The sequence below is a fragment of the Priestia sp. TRM10 genome, from assembly GCF_057808375.1.
In genome coordinates this window covers 29,459-45,917 of sequence record NZ_JBJZOT010000004.1, presented here as the reverse complement: position 1 = coordinate 45,917, position 16,459 = coordinate 29,459, and the positions used below count along the sequence as shown (strand labels likewise).

The 16,459-nt window shown below is 34.8% G+C and carries 16 protein-coding genes; 5 read left to right on the top strand and 11 right to left on the bottom strand.

Translation table 11 applies throughout. The annotated features are described in order from the left end of the window. Positions 1-155: 155 nt before the first annotated feature. The 6 genes from ACK3CR_RS04345 to ACK3CR_RS04320 form a co-directional block, all read right to left on the bottom strand. The gene (locus tag ACK3CR_RS04345; protein ID WP_488974893.1) at positions 156-1,682 is read right to left on the bottom strand and encodes an MDR family MFS transporter; all 1,527 of its coding nucleotides are present in this window, start codon (positions 1,680-1,682) and stop codon (positions 156-158) included. Then, positions 1,679-2,572 carry a TetR/AcrR family transcriptional regulator gene (locus ACK3CR_RS04340; protein ID WP_488974892.1) on the bottom strand — a complete coding sequence of 298 codons (894 nt, stop codon included), beginning with the start codon at positions 2,570-2,572 and terminating at the stop codon, positions 1,679-1,681. Before ACK3CR_RS04340 ends, ACK3CR_RS04345 begins: the two co-directional genes overlap by 4 nt. A 740-nt stretch (positions 2,573-3,312) precedes the next feature. Next, positions 3,313-4,056, bottom strand: a complete 744-nt coding sequence (map, locus tag ACK3CR_RS04335) for a type I methionyl aminopeptidase (RefSeq protein WP_488974891.1) — start codon at positions 4,054-4,056, stop codon at positions 3,313-3,315. A 407-nt stretch (positions 4,057-4,463) separates the two neighbouring features. Beyond that, positions 4,464-4,712, bottom strand: coding sequence for a ferredoxin (locus tag ACK3CR_RS04330; RefSeq protein ID WP_488974890.1), 249 nt, complete (start codon positions 4,710-4,712; stop codon positions 4,464-4,466). A gap of 42 nt (positions 4,713-4,754) precedes the next feature. After that, entirely contained in the window at positions 4,755-5,987 is a 1,233-nt protein-coding gene (locus tag ACK3CR_RS04325; RefSeq protein WP_488974889.1) for a cytochrome P450, read from the bottom strand. Between the two features lie 167 nt (positions 5,988-6,154). Beyond that, positions 6,155-7,681, bottom strand: a complete 1,527-nt coding sequence (locus ACK3CR_RS04320) for a DHA2 family efflux MFS transporter permease subunit (RefSeq protein WP_488974888.1) — start codon at positions 7,679-7,681, stop codon at positions 6,155-6,157. Between the two features lie 201 nt (positions 7,682-7,882). On the opposite strand from ACK3CR_RS04320, the gene ACK3CR_RS04315 reads away from it, so the two are divergent. Beyond that, positions 7,883-8,467 carry a TetR/AcrR family transcriptional regulator gene (locus tag ACK3CR_RS04315; RefSeq protein ID WP_488974887.1) on the top strand — a complete coding sequence of 195 codons (585 nt, stop codon included), beginning with the start codon at positions 7,883-7,885 and terminating at the stop codon, positions 8,465-8,467. Positions 8,468-8,489: 22 nt separating this feature from the next. On the opposite strand, the gene ACK3CR_RS04310 is transcribed toward ACK3CR_RS04315, so the two are convergent. Continuing rightward, entirely contained in the window at positions 8,490-8,690 is a 201-nt protein-coding gene (locus tag ACK3CR_RS04310) for a hypothetical protein (protein WP_488974886.1), read from the bottom strand. A gap of 150 nt (positions 8,691-8,840) precedes the next feature. After that, positions 8,841-10,100, bottom strand: coding sequence for a cytochrome P450 family protein (locus ACK3CR_RS04305; RefSeq protein WP_488974885.1), 1,260 nt, complete (start codon positions 10,098-10,100; stop codon positions 8,841-8,843). Positions 10,101-11,497: 1,397 nt separating this feature from the next. Between ACK3CR_RS04305 and ACK3CR_RS04300 the strand changes: the two genes are divergently transcribed. Together ACK3CR_RS04300 and ACK3CR_RS04295 are read left to right on the top strand one after the other, a co-directional pair. Further along, a complete protein-coding gene (locus ACK3CR_RS04300; protein WP_488974884.1) occupies positions 11,498-11,809 on the top strand; it encodes a hypothetical protein in 312 nt (103 codons plus the stop codon). Between the two features lie 150 nt (positions 11,810-11,959). Continuing rightward, positions 11,960-12,961, top strand: a complete 1,002-nt coding sequence (locus ACK3CR_RS04295) for a DUF3231 family protein (RefSeq protein WP_488974883.1) — start codon at positions 11,960-11,962, stop codon at positions 12,959-12,961. A 224-nt stretch (positions 12,962-13,185) separates the two neighbouring features. On the opposite strand, the gene ACK3CR_RS04290 is transcribed toward ACK3CR_RS04295, so the two are convergent. After that, positions 13,186-13,569, bottom strand: coding sequence for a DUF3888 domain-containing protein (locus ACK3CR_RS04290; RefSeq protein WP_488974882.1), 384 nt, complete (start codon positions 13,567-13,569; stop codon positions 13,186-13,188). 662 nt (positions 13,570-14,231) lie between these two features. Between ACK3CR_RS04290 and ACK3CR_RS04285 the strand changes: the two genes are divergently transcribed. Then, positions 14,232-14,462 carry a hypothetical protein gene (locus ACK3CR_RS04285; protein ID WP_488974881.1) on the top strand — a complete coding sequence of 77 codons (231 nt, stop codon included), beginning with the start codon at positions 14,232-14,234 and terminating at the stop codon, positions 14,460-14,462. A gap of 156 nt (positions 14,463-14,618) precedes the next feature. Here ACK3CR_RS04285 and ACK3CR_RS04280 read toward each other — a convergent pair whose 3' ends face one another. Together ACK3CR_RS04280 and ACK3CR_RS04275 are read right to left on the bottom strand one after the other, a co-directional pair. Continuing rightward, on the bottom strand, positions 14,619-14,765 hold the full coding sequence (locus tag ACK3CR_RS04280) for a hypothetical protein (protein WP_430240552.1): 147 nt from the start codon (positions 14,763-14,765) through the stop codon (positions 14,619-14,621). 220 nt (positions 14,766-14,985) lie between these two features. Beyond that, entirely contained in the window at positions 14,986-15,909 is a 924-nt protein-coding gene (locus tag ACK3CR_RS04275; protein ID WP_488974880.1) for a LysR family transcriptional regulator, read from the bottom strand. Positions 15,910-16,045: 136 nt separating this feature from the next. Here ACK3CR_RS04275 and ACK3CR_RS04270 point away from each other — a divergent pair, with 136 nt between their 5' ends. After that, entirely contained in the window at positions 16,046-16,435 is a 390-nt protein-coding gene (locus ACK3CR_RS04270) for a hotdog fold thioesterase (protein ID WP_488974879.1), read from the top strand. Positions 16,436-16,459 lie beyond the last annotated feature (24 nt).

Here is a 16,459-nt window from a genome sequence, read left to right as displayed (position 1 = left end):
TCTCCCCTTTTTGTATATATTAAAAAGCCTTCGCTATTACTGAGCAAAGGCTTCTTTTTTATTAAAAGAAATTTACATAAAACAGGTTCGGGGAAGTAACAAAAAAAGCTTGAGGGTATAGAATCCAGAGCTTTTTTGTTCACATTTAAATTGTATTAATTATCGGACCTTAGCTGCTCTCTGTTAGACAGTTTTCCCTTTCCTGCAAAAAAAGCAACAATAAGGGATATAAGTAATAATCCACAAGAAGTTAAAAATACAGCGTGTATCCCATCTACAAATAGAGTAACAATCTGATTATACAGTTCTTCAGGCAAAACTTCTTTATTCGTGATGATTTGTTGAATATTTTCACTTAAAACAGGTTTAAACTCCATATTTTGACTAATAAGCGTTTCGAGTCCATTTGAAACTCGGTTGTTTAAAACAGCTCCTAATATACTAATCCCTATCGTAGCTCCCAAAGAACGGAATAAATTTACTGAGGAAGTGGCCGTTCCTATTTGGCTTTTAGGGACTAATTCTTGAGTTAAGGTATTTAACGCTGGCATAAGTATTCCCATTCCAATCCCCAAGATTCCTGCATAGATGGCTACGCTCCATAAGGAAGAATGGGCTGTAATGGTCGAAAATAACACAAAACCTATTACCATAATGGAAAGACTTCCCGTTAAAAGTAGTCGGTAACTGAGTTTTGGTAAAACAAATCCAGCTAATATTCCAGATACCATTGCTCCAATCATCATAGGCATTAATAAGTAACCCGAAGTAGTTGCCGAAAGTCCTTGTACATTTTGCAAATAGAGTGGAAGAAACGATATAGCTCCGAACATGCCAAGTCCCATAAAGAAACTAATAATCGATAGAATAGAAACGATTTTATTTTTAAACAGAGATAGAGGTAAGATTGGTTCTTTTACCTTTGTTTCAATCCACATAAAAATTCCAATTAATACCGCACCACTACCTAATAATGCTAAAACAAGTGGGGAAGTCCAGGAGTAAGATGCTTTTCCACCATTTTCTCCTCCAGTTAAAATAGTGGTTAACAACACAGCTATAATTCCAAGTGATAAAGTCACTGCCCCCCACCAATCTATTGATGGGCGTTGTTTTTGACTAGATTCTTGATATCCTATCCATATAAAGGAAGCAGCAAGAGCCGCAATGGGAATATTCACAAAAAATATCCAATGCCAACTAAAGGTTTCCGTAAGTATTCCTCCAATGGCAGGACCAATAATACTTGAAATCATAAAAGTAGATCCTAATAATCCTTGTACTTTTGCTCTTTTTTCAACTGGAAGAATGTCCGCGACCATGGTAAAGGCTAATGGCATTAAGGCACCAGCCCCTATTCCTTGAATTCCTCTGGCAACAATGAGAAATACTATATCTTGTGCTAATCCGCATAATATCGAACCTACGACAAAAAATCCAAGACCAATCAAATAAATTTTCTTTCGGTCAAATAAATCGGATAGCTTACCGAAAATAGGAATTCCAATTGATTCTGTTAACATGTAGACAGCAATCACCCAACTATAAAAAGCTAGGCCACCTAAATCCCCGACAATGGTAGGTAAGGCAGTAGAAACAATGGTCTGATCTAATGAAGCAAATAACAGACCAAGCATCACCCCTGCAATTACTAATTTATTATTAGTTTGTTTAGCTGTCATAGTGAATCCGCCTTCTTATACTGAGTATACCTATCGATCAATAGATGAATATCTTCCCTTAGCTCTTCATTTTGGGAAAGAAAGTAAGTCAGAGAGGTAATCAGATAGCTTCTAGGGTTTTTACATTCTAATTCTTCTTGCAATAGCTCTATATTAGATAAATATATAGATTCCTCTTCTTTGGAAAGCTTTTGTTTACCAATTAACTTTTTGAGTTCTTTAATAGAAATAGCTATCATCTCTTCTTTAGAGTAGGTCTTAACAGTTTTCAGAGGCTCTGCCAATTCAAAATCTTTCATTATTTCTTTAGTAAGTAAGGGAGCTGAAGCATCCCCTTTTTCTATATATGAATCTAAACAATGAACAATCATTAATGCAGACTGGTCGAAATCAATAACTGATTTGTTGAAGGTTATTAAATCCACATATTCATTAATTAGTCCTACATAAATAAGAACGAGGTCCCAAATTTTTTCATCTTGATTGTAAACTTTAAGCAGATTATTTTTATGAATTTGATATGTTTCAATTTTGTACTTTTTTATTTCTGCATCCAGTTTATAGATTTCTTCCGGCGGTAACACTTCCAAGAATGTTTGAAAGATTTTTCGATTGGATAAGGAACTTTCCATTATTTCCTTTGTCTTTTGAACCAGCTTAACTTTGGGATCAAAATTACTTGCATCAATTAATGAACAACTCTCTAAGAGGGAATCTTGTAAATACAATAATACATTAAAATATAAGTCTTTCTTTGATGTGAACAACTTATAAAAAGAACCTTTAGATACTCGACAGTCCGTAGCAATATCCTGTACAGATGTTGCGTTGTATCCTTTTTTTTTAAATAATCGTATAGCTGATTCCATAATGTCTTTTCTTTCCGCCAATGTACAATCGCTCCTTTTATAAAAAAAAATGATATACATTGAATAATATAGTACTAGTTAGTTCTTTGTAAATAAATTAATTGTAAAAACCAATGTTTACAAGGGAACTCATTGGTTTTTACAATTAATTTATATAAGGAAACATCATAGAATTTAAAGAATCTTACTTTACATAATACGTATTATAGGTAGCAACCTTTTTCATGGATCTTTTTATACAAAAATAGCGCCCCATTATTGGGGCGCTATTCCTATGTAAAAAATATAGAGATTTCGATATTAATAGTAATCAATCTGCATTTAGATAATGAGATAAAGCAACTTTATTCAAATAAAAAAGGACATTTCTTATATGCCCTGCTTCCCTGTATCAGCCCCACCTACGCTAAATACTGTGACAGCCACTCATGCTATCCCGCCTATCCTTAGTATAAATGAAAGCGATTACAAAGTAAAGAGAATATTTAATGATATGTTTTTCAGGTGAATAGTCTATTCATTCCTAATTAACTTAAAATATGTTATCGATATCTATCTTTATTGTAGATTTAAAATAAAGTTTAATCAAAAATACCCCGCAGAACCTCATTTTTGAGCAAATAGAAAGAATCCGTTTTGAAAAGAGATTGATCAAAATGGATTCTTCTCTTGTGAATTAGTATACATTTTTCATAAAAAGGTTTGAGCATTTTATAGCTGCGACCTTCAACAATCGTGCCCATATTATGGTGTTAGTGCTCTTACAATGTAGTAATAATTGGTCCTTCCTTGGTAAGAATAATCGTATGTTCGTATTGAGCCACAAAGCTTTCATTGGTTAGGAAGGTCCATCCATCTTCAGATTGGAAAACTTCCTCTTCAAATGTAGAGATCATAGGCTCAAAGGCAATGACCATACCATCTTTTAAAATTTCGTCATCCTCGTGAGAGTAGTAATTAAAAATATGTTTTGGTTCTTCATGTATCGAACGCCCAACACCGTGTCCAGTCAGATTTTTTATGACGGTTAAGCCATGCTGTTTGGCTACATTGTGTGCAGCTTTTCCGAGCGCGCTTTTTTTCGAACCTGGTTTTGCCTTCCTAAGTCCAGCGTCGAATGCTTCTTTAGCAACGTCACATATTTTCTGTAAAATGATCTCTCCTTTCCCTACTACAAAGGAAATTCCGGTATCTGCGAAATACCCGTTTTTTGAACCTGAAACATCAATATTTACAATGTCCCCTTCTTGAATGATCCGTTTATTCTTCGGAATCCCGTGCGCTACTTCTTCATTTATGCTAATGCACGTATATCCAGGAAAATTGTATTCTCCTTTTGGGGCAGATTGAGCCCCTGCCTTTTCAAACATCACTCTCGCAATTTCATCCAGTTCTTTTGTGGTAATTCCAGGTTTCGTACAATGAACTAATTCTTCTCGAATCGCTCCACAAATTTCACCAATTACTTTTAATCCATTAAGATCCTCTTTAGTCTTTGCAACCATTGTATCTCCTCACTTTTTAAAGTATTTTATGATTAGTATTCCATTTAGTTTCTAGCATAAACGGAACGGTTTCTCTTCAATTTAAACTATGTGTTCCATTGTATCTACATTCTATTCCGGCTAAACATGAACTTACTGCAATCAAAAGACATCTCCCTAGCTAAATACCTTTTTATACCAGTTTAACATAATCATTCTTAAAAAAGTCATGTATATCATATTCACTTTTTGTTACCATAATGTTAATTATCGGTATCCAATTTTCATGGAATTGATTTTAAGATACTTATCCATAGGTACTAAAAAACAAACAAGAAGTTTTCAATTTCTTATTTATTAAAGTATTCTTTTTTCCCTGCCTTTTAACGCTGTAATCATGAGCGCTTTTCTCCATTAAAAACCGATGTTCAGTCAAATTTAAGAGGATCCCCATTGAATGGTTCATCAGCAACTTTAATTGATTCTGTTGGGCACCCTTCAAAAGCATCCATAAGATCGTCTTCTAGTCCACCTTCTATTGCGATTGTACCTTGATTATCATCTATAACAACAAATGCAATTCCTTCTTCATCATAATCATAAATATCTGGAGCCGCCGCCCCACAAGCACCACATGCAATACAAGTTTCTTTATCTACTATCGTATATTTAGACATCTTCAAACTTCCTCTCTTACTATTTTTATTAACTCTTAAATTTTACTTATAAGCTTTCATCGGTAAATAAGTCAGGGACTGTCCTGTAGCAGAAGCCGTTAAGTTTTTTTCTAATTCAAACCCTTCCACTGATTCGATACGAGAAAACTTTTGTAAGAATGTCTCTAGTGCTATTTTCATTTCTAATCGTGCTAGAGGTGCACCTAAACAGAAATGTGGACCACTTCCGAATGTCAAATGCTTTTTATTATTGGAACGATGAATGTCTAGAGAGAACGGATCGCTATACATACTTTCATCCATATTGGATGCACTCATCCACGCAATGACTACATCTCCTTTTTTTAAGTCAACTCCTAATAAATTATTATCTTGTTTGACCGTACGATCTCTTCTTGAAATATGGAAACGATATCGAAGCATTTCTTCAACGGCTTTCGGGACTAATTCCATATTATTTCTTAGTTCTCCATATAGTGATTTGTCATCATAAAGCAATGAGTAGAACGTATTCGCTATCGCATGGCTGGTTGTTTCAATCCCTGCCCCTAAAAGAAGCATGGTGGCCTGAACAATCTCCTCATCCGTAAATGTTTCTCCATCTACTTCAGCTTGAATCAGATCAGAGATAATATCATCGCAAAGGTTCGAACGTTTTTGAACGACAATAGGATAAAGATATTCAAAATATTCTTTAGCTGCCTTTTGTTTTTGTTGTTCAATGTCTTCTAACCTTTCTTTGTCGTATGGCTGGAACAAAATATCAACCCATTCTTTAAACTGACCTTGCCCTTGTGCAGGTACGCCAAATAAATCGGCTATTACTAGACTAGGGAAAGACGACGCCAAAGCTTCCACAATATTAATTGTAGAATTTTCTTGTATATTTTCTACAAGCTCCGTTGCAATCTGTTGAATACGAGGCTCCCACTCTTTTAAACTGCGGGGAGTGAAAGCTGATGCCAATAAAGAACGCACTTTTCGATGATCAGGAGGATCAAGGAACGTAATCATTGTTATAGGTGATGTATTTTTTTGCTTTTTATTGTCACCGACAAAAATACCACTTCTAGGTCCGTGACTCGAAAAAATTCCATAATTTGTTAACACCTGTTTAACATCTTCATACTTAAACACATTCCATGTATTCGTTTTTGCGTGAAAATAAACAGGGTGATTGTGAAGCATTTTCTTGTACCATTCTATAGGGAAAAATTCTTCTGCACGTGTTTGAAAATTAGGGATTTCTGTAATGGCAATAACTTCTTTATTCATTGATATTCCTCCTTGAAAATTATATAAATTACTTTATAAATAATCATATTTTCAGTACATCAACTTTCCACCGTTCATAAGGATAGAAGCGATTTATTGCAAACATGTTGACTAACACATGGTATGGTATAGGTTGCTTCTTTTCTATCCAGAAATTCAAATGACTTTTAATGAGTTCTTAATTTCTTTGTTGTTACCGCCTCTGCAGAATTGTTATCTTCTAATTCAGAAGTCTGTTTAACTTTCTTTATAAAGAAGGAAAGTAGTAATCCGATGATACCAATTCCAATGATGACAAGATAAGCATCATTAACTCCCTGTATGGAGGCTTCTGTAACAAGCTCTCCTTGAGTCAAACCTTTAGAAGCTGCGGTAGGCATCATATCCTGCAGGTGCGATTTCGTACGGTCTGACATTACTGTCACGAGAAGCGAAGTACCGACAGCACCCGCAACTTGGCGAATGGTATTGCTTATTGCTGTTCCATGTGCATTTAACCGTTGTGGCAGTTGATTTAGACCAGCAGTTTGTATCGGCATCATCATTAAGGCCATTCCAATACGACGCCCTGTTGACATGAGGATCAAATAGGTATAACTAGTTGAATCCGTTAAGTTGATAAAACCAAGAGTTGTTACAATGGTCACAATCATGCCGATAATAGCTAACCATTTCGCACCAAATCGATCGAATAGCTTTCCTGTCACTGGCATAAGGAAGCCCATTACCAGCGCACCTGGAAGAAGTAGAAGACCAGACTCAATAGGTGTGTAACCACGCATATTCTGGAGATATAACGGAAGTAACATCATATCGGCATACATCACCATCGTAACTGCGATATTAATGCTGGTTGTTAAAGAAAACATATTGTATTTAAATACCCGCAAGTCAAGCAGTGGATCTTGAGATCTTAATTCCTTCCATGAAAAGAGTGCAAGAGCCAAGATACCTACAGCAATCGTACTTAATACCTCTATATCTGACCATCCAAGACTTCCGGCTTGGCTGAAGCCATAAAGTAATGCACCGAAACCAATGGTAGAAAGAGCGACACTTAGGATATTAAATTTTGTCTTGATGCGGTCGGATACATTTCGGAGGTAAATGAACCCTAGCACAATGACAAGAACAGCAAATGGAATCATTCCGTAAAACATTGTTTCCCATTTATAGTTTTCAAGAATGTATCCCGCAATTGTCGGCCCTATTGCGGGAGCAAAAATGATGGCAAGCCCGACCATTCCCATCGCTGATCCTCTCTTTTCACGAGGGAATATGGTTAAAATAACCTGTGTAAGTAATGGCATAATGATGCCTGCACCTGCTGCTTGAATCATACGTCCAGTTAATAAGATAGGAAACCCTGTTGCTACAGCTGAAACAATGGTTCCAGCTAGAAAGATAAACATGGAAGCTTGAAAAAGTTCACGTGTAGTAAACCGTTGCATTAAATAGGCAGTAATAGGAATCAAGACACCATTTACCAGCATGTAACCTGTCGTTAACCACTGGGCTGTTGTAGCCGAGATTTTAAATTCAACCATAAGTTCAGGAGTAGCAACGCTCATGAGGGTTTGGTTTAAGGTGGCAAGAAAAGCACCTAAAATCATAATGAACATAATAGGTCCTTTTTTTATCGAATTAGGGACTGTTTTAGTTTGAGTATTCAATTCTCTCTTATCCTTTCTCATTTTGCTGTAGACTTTTTTTACAAAGTGTTTAATAATTTACACTATATAAATTACATTATGAAAAGTCATGATGACAACAGACAATTTCCTAAGAACTGTATATTAGTTATCACTTCTTTTGATTTCTGTTGATAAAACCGAGAATAATAAACAAAATTTAGATAATTGTAAATTTCCAATTTACAGGAAAGGTGATTAGATATGACAGACCATCTCAAATCCCGTGTAGACCCTCGAGTCATTCGTACACGTCAGTTAATAAAAGATGCTTTAATAGACCTTCTACAGGAGATGGAAATTAGTAAAATAACCGTTAATAAACTTGCAGAACGTGCGACCATTAATCGTGTTACGTTCTATCTCCATTATTGTGATATTCCAGACTTGTTGGAGAAGATGGCGCAGGAAATGGTCAGAGATATTGAAAGGATAATGACGAGTACAGAAAATCCCTCAGATTCCTCTGAGGGTATAGAAGGGTTAAAACTTTTAGACCTACTTGAGTACATTGCTGACAATGCGAAGTTCTATAAAGTCGTTCTTAGTTCTAGACGAACACCAATTTTCACAGAACGTTTGTTAATTACACTTTCGAACAAAATAACAGAGAGAACAGAAAATGACTCTTTTCTCGCTACTACGGATATTCCAAAAGATATTGCGATCTGGCACGGTTCCTCAGCTTTAATCGGAACTATTGTAGCTTGGTTACGCGAGGATATGCCTTATACTCCACGATTTCTTGCTAAGCAGTTATCTATACTTTTTAAATTGGGTCATAAATAACAGAAGTTTGATGAAAAGGCAATCAAGGAAGGAGAGAATGGAAGCTTAAAGAATCAGTTCTATTTATTAAACGTTGATTGAGACATTCCTCTTTTAATTTTGCAACTGCAATGTCAGTAGCTACTACTTTCGCTCCCTCTTTTGCAAATAATTTTGTCGCAGCTAAGCCCATGTCACTTGCTACATCTGTAATAATTACAAATTTGGTATCTAAACGTCCCATGATAACCCCCCCGATTTATTTCCGAAAAACTCCTTGTAAAAGAGTTTAGAATAATAGAGGCAAATCAAGCAATAAGAGCTTGATTGCCCTCTGTTATTTCATTAAATCCATTGACTTCACTCAGCGTCAATCCAACAACATTTCTTGTGTTTAAAAGGAGACCGGAAGTGAGGATAGGCCTTGAGCGGCCAGCTTAAATTGCCAGCTGACATTCTCCCTTGGGATACTGAGTTGCAGATTTGGCATGCGCTTTAGCAGAGTGGTAAACGCAATATCTCCTTCCACACGGGCGAGAGGTGCACCTAGACACATATGAACACCCTGTCCAAAAGCGAGATGACGTTTGATTTTGCGCGTAATATCCAGCTCTTCAGAGTTTGTAAAATGTTTCTCATCCCGATTTGCTGACTTTAATAATGGAAAAATCATATCCCCTTTCTTAATCTGTTGTCCACCAAGCTCAAGATCCTTTTTCGCATAACGCGGTCCAGCAGTTGTTGAAGGGCCATTAAAACGCAATAATTCTTCAACTGCAGACGGGATTAAACTATGGTCGGCTTTAAGAATTTCCAATTGTTCCGGATGATCCAACAACATTAAAGTGCCAATAGAAATCAAAGTTGAAGTGGTTTCGTGCCCGGCAAAAATTAATAACTGAATCATCGAAATTAGCTCTGTTTCATCAAGTCGATCTCCTTGCTCTTCAATTGAAATTAATTGGCTGATTAAATCATCAGAAGGCTGCTTACGTTTGTGTGTTACAAGCTGCTTAATGTAGTCACCGAATTCTTTCAGGCTTTCAACAGTCTGTGGATCAGCAGTTCCCACACCAAGACCGTTAGCGATCCCCTCTGACCACTCATGTATCTTTGAATGATCCGATATAGGGACACCAATCATGTCAGATATAACATTGATTGGTAAGGGATTCGCATAATCTTTAACAAGATCCATCTCCCCTTTGTCCTGAACCTGATCGAGCAATTCATCTGCTAATTTTTGGACACGTGGGCGTAAGCTTTCCATATATCTTGGTGTGAAAGCTTTGGATACTAATATACGCAGCCGTTTATGATCAGGCTCATCAATGGCGTTCAACGAATTAGATAGAAATAGATCAGAACTGGATGAATCTGTGTTACCTGTCAAGGATTCCTTCACATTACTGTTCTTATCAATAGACTTGGGGTCAACGCAAAAATGCTCTTGATCTTTTAGTACCTTCATCGCCTCATCAAGATGTGTAACAGCCCAAGCTTGATTATCAGAGTCACCCATTGGAAACGGCAGTCTTACAACTGATCCCTTTTCTCTGGTTTGTGCGAATACTTGAAATGGATTGCTTCCGCCCTTTCCACTTAGTACCCCTAATAACGCTTGCCCTGGTGCCATTTGGTCTGATTGATTCATAAATAAATCATCCTTTCTCATTTTACTGTAGACTTTTTTTACATAGTGTTGAATAATTTACACTATATAAATTACATTATAAAAAGTCATGATGACAACAGACAATTTCCTAAGAACTGTATATTAGTTATCACTTATTTCGATTATTGTTGACAAAGTTGAAGATAATAAACAAAATTTAGGTAATTGTAAATTTTCAACTAATAGGAAAGGTGATTAGACATGACAAAACATCCAAAGTCCCGCGTAGACCCTCGAGTCATTCGTACACGTCAGTTAATAAAAGATGCTTTAATCGATGTTTTACAATAGGTGGAAATTAGCTCAATACTTTTATATGGCACATATTAAGGGTAGTAAAAAAGCGCAAACCTGTTTAATAAAAACGAGTTGGCGCTTTTTTCTATTATGAACGAGCATAATTCCTATATCCGTTAATTACCTTTCCATTCTATAGAAAGTAAACCTAAACCAAAAGTGCGCAAAGTGCACGTCCGTAAAAGTGGACTCTTACAAATTGTTGTTTTGAACTCCTAGTATTCTCTATTTTATAATCTATAAATTATAGGAAGTTTAAATAAAAAATTAGTGGAATAAACGTAATTTATAATTCAAATCGTTCTTTAATCATTTTGGTTACCACTTCAGCCTGCAAATTTTCATTATTAATTCTTATATAATTTTCCTTATCGATTTCTCCTTTTTCAGAGTTCAATCTAAATTTATCCATGGTCCTTAATAAATTTTGTTCAGATAAATGCAAAAATCGGGCCTATATTTGTTTGTACTCTCTGCAATAACTACTATATGCTTGTGGGAATAGTCCCTACATATTCCACAACTCCCCTTGTTGCTCATTTATTTCTCTTTCACACAAAAAGAAAGCCTTTTATTTGTTTTAGCACTTTCTTTCTAAAAGGAAAACACCCCCACATCTACCACAAGACTCCTTGTCGTACTTTTACCTAAACCTTATTAATAAAATCTATAGGTATAGTAATCTAAAAAATTGGTTAAACTAATAAAGTATTCTCCCCTTTTCGTATATATTAAAAGGAATTTAGAATTAAATTAGTTTACATAAAATATGTTACAGGTAGTAAAAAGCACAAACCTGTTGATTACCAATGAGTTTGTGCTTTTTCTTTTCCCTTGCAGATACATTTGCTGTCGTATGTGCATCAAATGCCATGTAATTTCTATGTCTTTATTAAACATTTTTTGCACCGGAATCCCTAACACAGGGTTTGTTAAAATTGTATATCAACCGATTGACGCATGAAACCGGTTGACATATAATAATTTTGAAAGTGTTTTCATTAATTGTTCTTTTCCATGTAAAATTCCTGCTCTTATAAACCATGATTTAAATTAGATACTATCAGGAGATGCCTAGTATGAAAGACCACATGCTTGAATTTTTTCCCTTTTCTTATTTTAAGATAAATAGTAAAGGTTCCATTTTAGTTAGTTCTAAACGAGCCCATGCCCTATTTAATATCCCGTTAGATCTATTAAACATTGTTCACATCGATGATCAGACAAAGGCTTTAGAATTTCTAACATCATTTGCTCATAACGAACCATTAACAACAAGTTTACGTTTGAAAATGGTCAATGGTACATTTATTTATTTTACATGTACAATTAACTGGGAACAAAGTATAGGACATTTAGTTTGTATAGAAAAAAAACCTCTTGTACATTAATTTATAAATCTAAACCTAAAAAATAAAGAACTGCAATTAGAATTTTCAGTTCATTAAACGAATACAATTAGAAACTTGTTTTGGTTTTTATAAATGTAAAAGTTTAGGGTAAAATACTCCATAAGGTTTATATTATTGGAGGTAACAAATTTGACTACGAATGACGATCGATTGACTTCCTCAGAAATTACAAATCTGTGGGTACAATATATTCGAGAAACTATGGCAATTTGTATAAGTAAATACGTGTTAGCAACCGTTAAAGATTCTGAAATTCGTTCTCTTTTTAAATTTTGTCTAGAATTATCTGAAAAGCATCTCAAAGTGTTAAAAAGGTTTTTAAATAAAGAGAACTTTCCTCTACCCATTGGTTTTACTGGTAAAGATGTAAACCTAGAAGCGCCTCCTTTATTTACGGATCTCTTTTGGTTGCAGTATATATATACCATGACGACTCATGGGCTATCAGGGTATAGTATGTCATTTGGTAGCTCCGTGCGGAAAGATATTAGGAACCATTACTATCAATGTAATATGGATACAATGGATGTTTATAATCAATCCATTGATATTCTACTGTCTAAGGGAATTTATGAAAGAGATCCTTATTTTTCTACACCACAAAATACTGAATTTATTACCGAATTAGGATATGCGATGGATATATTGGGGAAGAAAAGACCTTTAAATACAATGGAGGCTGGAAATATATATATTAATTTGAGAAAGAGTATTGCGGCAAAAGGCATTATTCTGGGTTTTCAGCAAGTAACTAAGGACAAAAAGATACGTAAATTTATGGATGATGGTTTAAGTTTACTTAATAAACATATAGGTGTTTTTTCTTCCATACTACAGGAAGAAAACCTTCATTCACCACAGTTATTAGATACCCAGGTTACAAATTCTAAAGTGGCTCCTTTCTCTGATAAATTAATGTTATTTCATGCAGGTTTTATGTTCAACCTAGGTATGGTGTATTATTCTAATGCTATGGCTGTAAGTATGAGGGTGGACGTAATAACACATTGTGAATCATCTATCCTAAGAGATTTAAAACTTACGACTAGTTGGGGAAACATTATGATTAAAAAAGGATGGATAGAAAAACCACCTCAAGCAAATGATCGAAAGAAATTACCTGATAAGTAGAGGTAATCTTATCTCCTTTATTTGTTTAGGGCATTTTTTATGGGGTTTATCAACCCCTTAGAGTAAGTAAAAAAGCGCGAACACGTTCAGTAACAACGAGTTGGCGCTTTTTTCTTTTCGTTTATATATACTTTTATGGACTGGTTGTAAGCATATCATCTATATCTAACACAACAAAAGAAGAGATTTAGATTCCCTTCACTTGTTGTATTAGGTACTTTAATTTAAATTGGTTTTGACTCTTGTTTTATTACTTTTATTTTCCCAGCATCTATTCTAAAAGTAAGTATCTCGATACTTTCTGGGGGATTATGTGCACCTGTATATGTACGATATTGTACTTTTACAATAAAATCAAACATTCCCTCATTAGCCTTTTTCTCTCCTGGTGTTCTTCCTTTGTTTACACGCTTAACTGAAATAACCTTCGCATTAAATAAATCATAAGGTTTATTAATAGCTTTAATTGCATAAGGGTTTAGTAAAGTGAGATAGGAGTCATAAAAATCTTTTTGTGTTATATTCTGAGCTTGAGCGCTGTCTAAGTTTACGCTATACAAAATAGATAAAATAAATACAATACTTAGAATGAATTTTTGTGTCTTCACTATATTTTCCTCCAGCAATTGTTATATATAGCTATTCTTCCTCATAAAAAACATTTTATCTGCGTTTCCTTCACTATCATCTGTAAAATAATCAATATTTGTAGGGTTATCGTCTATATACCAAAATACTTTTCCCTTATTACGCAATTTATCTTGCTGTTAGCTTATTAGATAAAGTATAGGGCTAGAATTTTGCATTTAATGGGTTATTCATAAGTTAAATGCAAAATACGGCCTTATATTTTTTTGTTTTCATGGCAACAACTACTATATGCTTTTGGGAGTATTCCCTACATTCCCCACAAATCCCCTTGTTGCTAATGTACTTCTCTTTCACATAAAGAGAAATTCCCTTATGCTATTTTTAAGCTTTATTCCCAAATGGAAAACGTCCCCACACCTACCACAATCACCCTGGTTGTACTTTTAATACGGGTAAGATATGTGTATATCAATCTACAAAATTGTCCATAATACTAGTGTATTCCCCGATGTGCAAAAACCCTTTGCTAGTGCTGAGCAAAGGGTTTTTTATTAAAAGCCAATTGGAAATAATTACAGGAACTTTGTTATTTCGGCTTTCCAAAGGTTCCTATTTACGATATACTTGCACCTCATTTATTACTAAATAAATACTTTTTTAGCTTAAAGTGGGGGATATTATGCATTTATTATTGCTTATCATTTTATCAACTATTGTTGGTTACCTTTTATTACTTCTTGGTCCTTTAATTGGAGGAATCATTGCCTTTGGAATTATAGTAGGCTGCTTACTTAGGGGACTATATTTATTGGGAGATATAAAGCAAAGAATTTCACAAACATCTCCAAAACCAAACAAAGTGGAAACGGCTTATAACAATTATTTAAAAGAAAAAAGAAAAACTACGTAAAAGATTAGTAAAAAAGCACAAATTCATTGGTTCCCAACGAATTTGTGCTTTTTCTTTTCACATAGGTATACTTTTACTAATCGGATTATTTGTACAATATTAATTTAAAATAAAGTTTGATCATTTTCTAACTATGTTGCTCAACAATAACGCACTTTAACTAAACATTTTAAATACTAAAGCAATTAGATAAAGTGGTACTCCAACAATCAACATCCCTGCAAAAATGTAAGATATACATTTAAAAATAAACTTAAAGAAATCATAGATTGACCCGGCTAAATCATCAATAAATCTTGCCATTGCTATCCCTCCATTACCTGTCCGTTACTTGATTAGGATACCTGTAATTAGTTATAACAACTTACAATATTTTCTATATTTTAACACAATTATAATTTATTTAGTTACCATAATGTTGATTATTGGCAGTATAAAAGGATCTCCCAATTTGAAAGGTCCTTTTATACTACTTATTAAACAAACCAATCTGTTAATTTAAATGCAATAACTTACCATGTCGTCATACTTTAAACGAGCCAGTCATCTCCTGACATGACCAGTCTTTTGCATGTTTCAACGTAATATCAATAAACATGGATAAAGCTGGGGAAATCCACTTATTTTTATGATATGCAATTTGGGAGAAAATCTGTCTAAAACCATCCCCGCAGGGAATAATCTTTAACTTCTCCTCCTTGATTTCATCATTTACAGTCATTAAAGGTAAACAGGCAATACCAAGCCCACTCATTACACAACGTTTCATCGCTTCAATACTCCAAAGCTCCATCGTGTTGTAAGGAACGATTCCCCGTTCCAAGAGGTATTCTTCAAACAATTTCCGATAGCTACATTCTTTCTCGTTAACAATCAAACAATCGCTTATTTTCTGATTTTCATACCCTTCGCCTGAAAGATTTAGCGAACAGTCAGGGCTTCCAACAAGGACAATAGGTTCATCCAATAATGAATGGACAATCAAATCAGAATCCTGCAATGGTGGCAACATGACAAATGCAATATCTGCATCACCATTAAGTATAGCTCTTTTGTTATCTCCGCAGTTGGCGTTACTTAAACTGATGCTTACATGAGGAAACTTCCTTCTATATTCCCTCAATATTGGCTCTAAACGATATACCGTTAAAGACTCAGGAGCAGCTATTTTTATCTCTCCCCGAACATCCTTCTCTTCCATTGCAATGTTTTCAATTTTCCCATAGGTTTCTAACATCTCGTGCGTATAGTGCAACAACTTCTTACCAATATCCGTCACTCTTATCGTTCTACCCATTCGATCAAACAAAGGTGCACCTAAATGTTCTTCAAGTGCTTGAATGTGTGATGTCACCGTTGATTGGGTGTAACCTAAATGTTCAGCTGCTTGTGTGAAGCTCCCCATTTCAATGACCTTTTTAAACGTTACAAAATGCCGTATCTCCATGATTTCACCCACTTTTATTTTTCTCTTCCTTCTATAGTATCAAAAAAACCAATGGATAATTTCACAAACTTCAATTTTACTAATAATTAGTTACACGTTAATGTTTAAGTAGGATAAGGAAAAAAGGAGGCTTTATATGAAGACAATATTGGATGCACTTCAAATTGAAATAGTTGAAGTATCAAATGAGAAGGTTAAGGCAACGATGCCTGTTCATGATGCAACCAGACAACCCTTTGGACAGCTTCATGGGGGAGCCTCTGTGGTCTTAGCTGAAACTGTGGCAAGTGTAGGCACATGGAATCTCTTAGATAGGGAGAAAGAATATGCAGTTGGATTAGAGATTAACGCGAATCATATACGCGGAAAGAGTGAAGGAACCGTGAAAGCAACAGGGGTACCCATCCATAAAGGGAAAACAACCATGGTGTGGGAAATTAAGATTACAGATGAGCAGAATGACAAGCTTATTTGTATTTCTAGATGTACAATGGCTGTCATTAAAATAAAGAAAGAAAAACCTTAACTTTGAATAGAGTCACCTTTATAT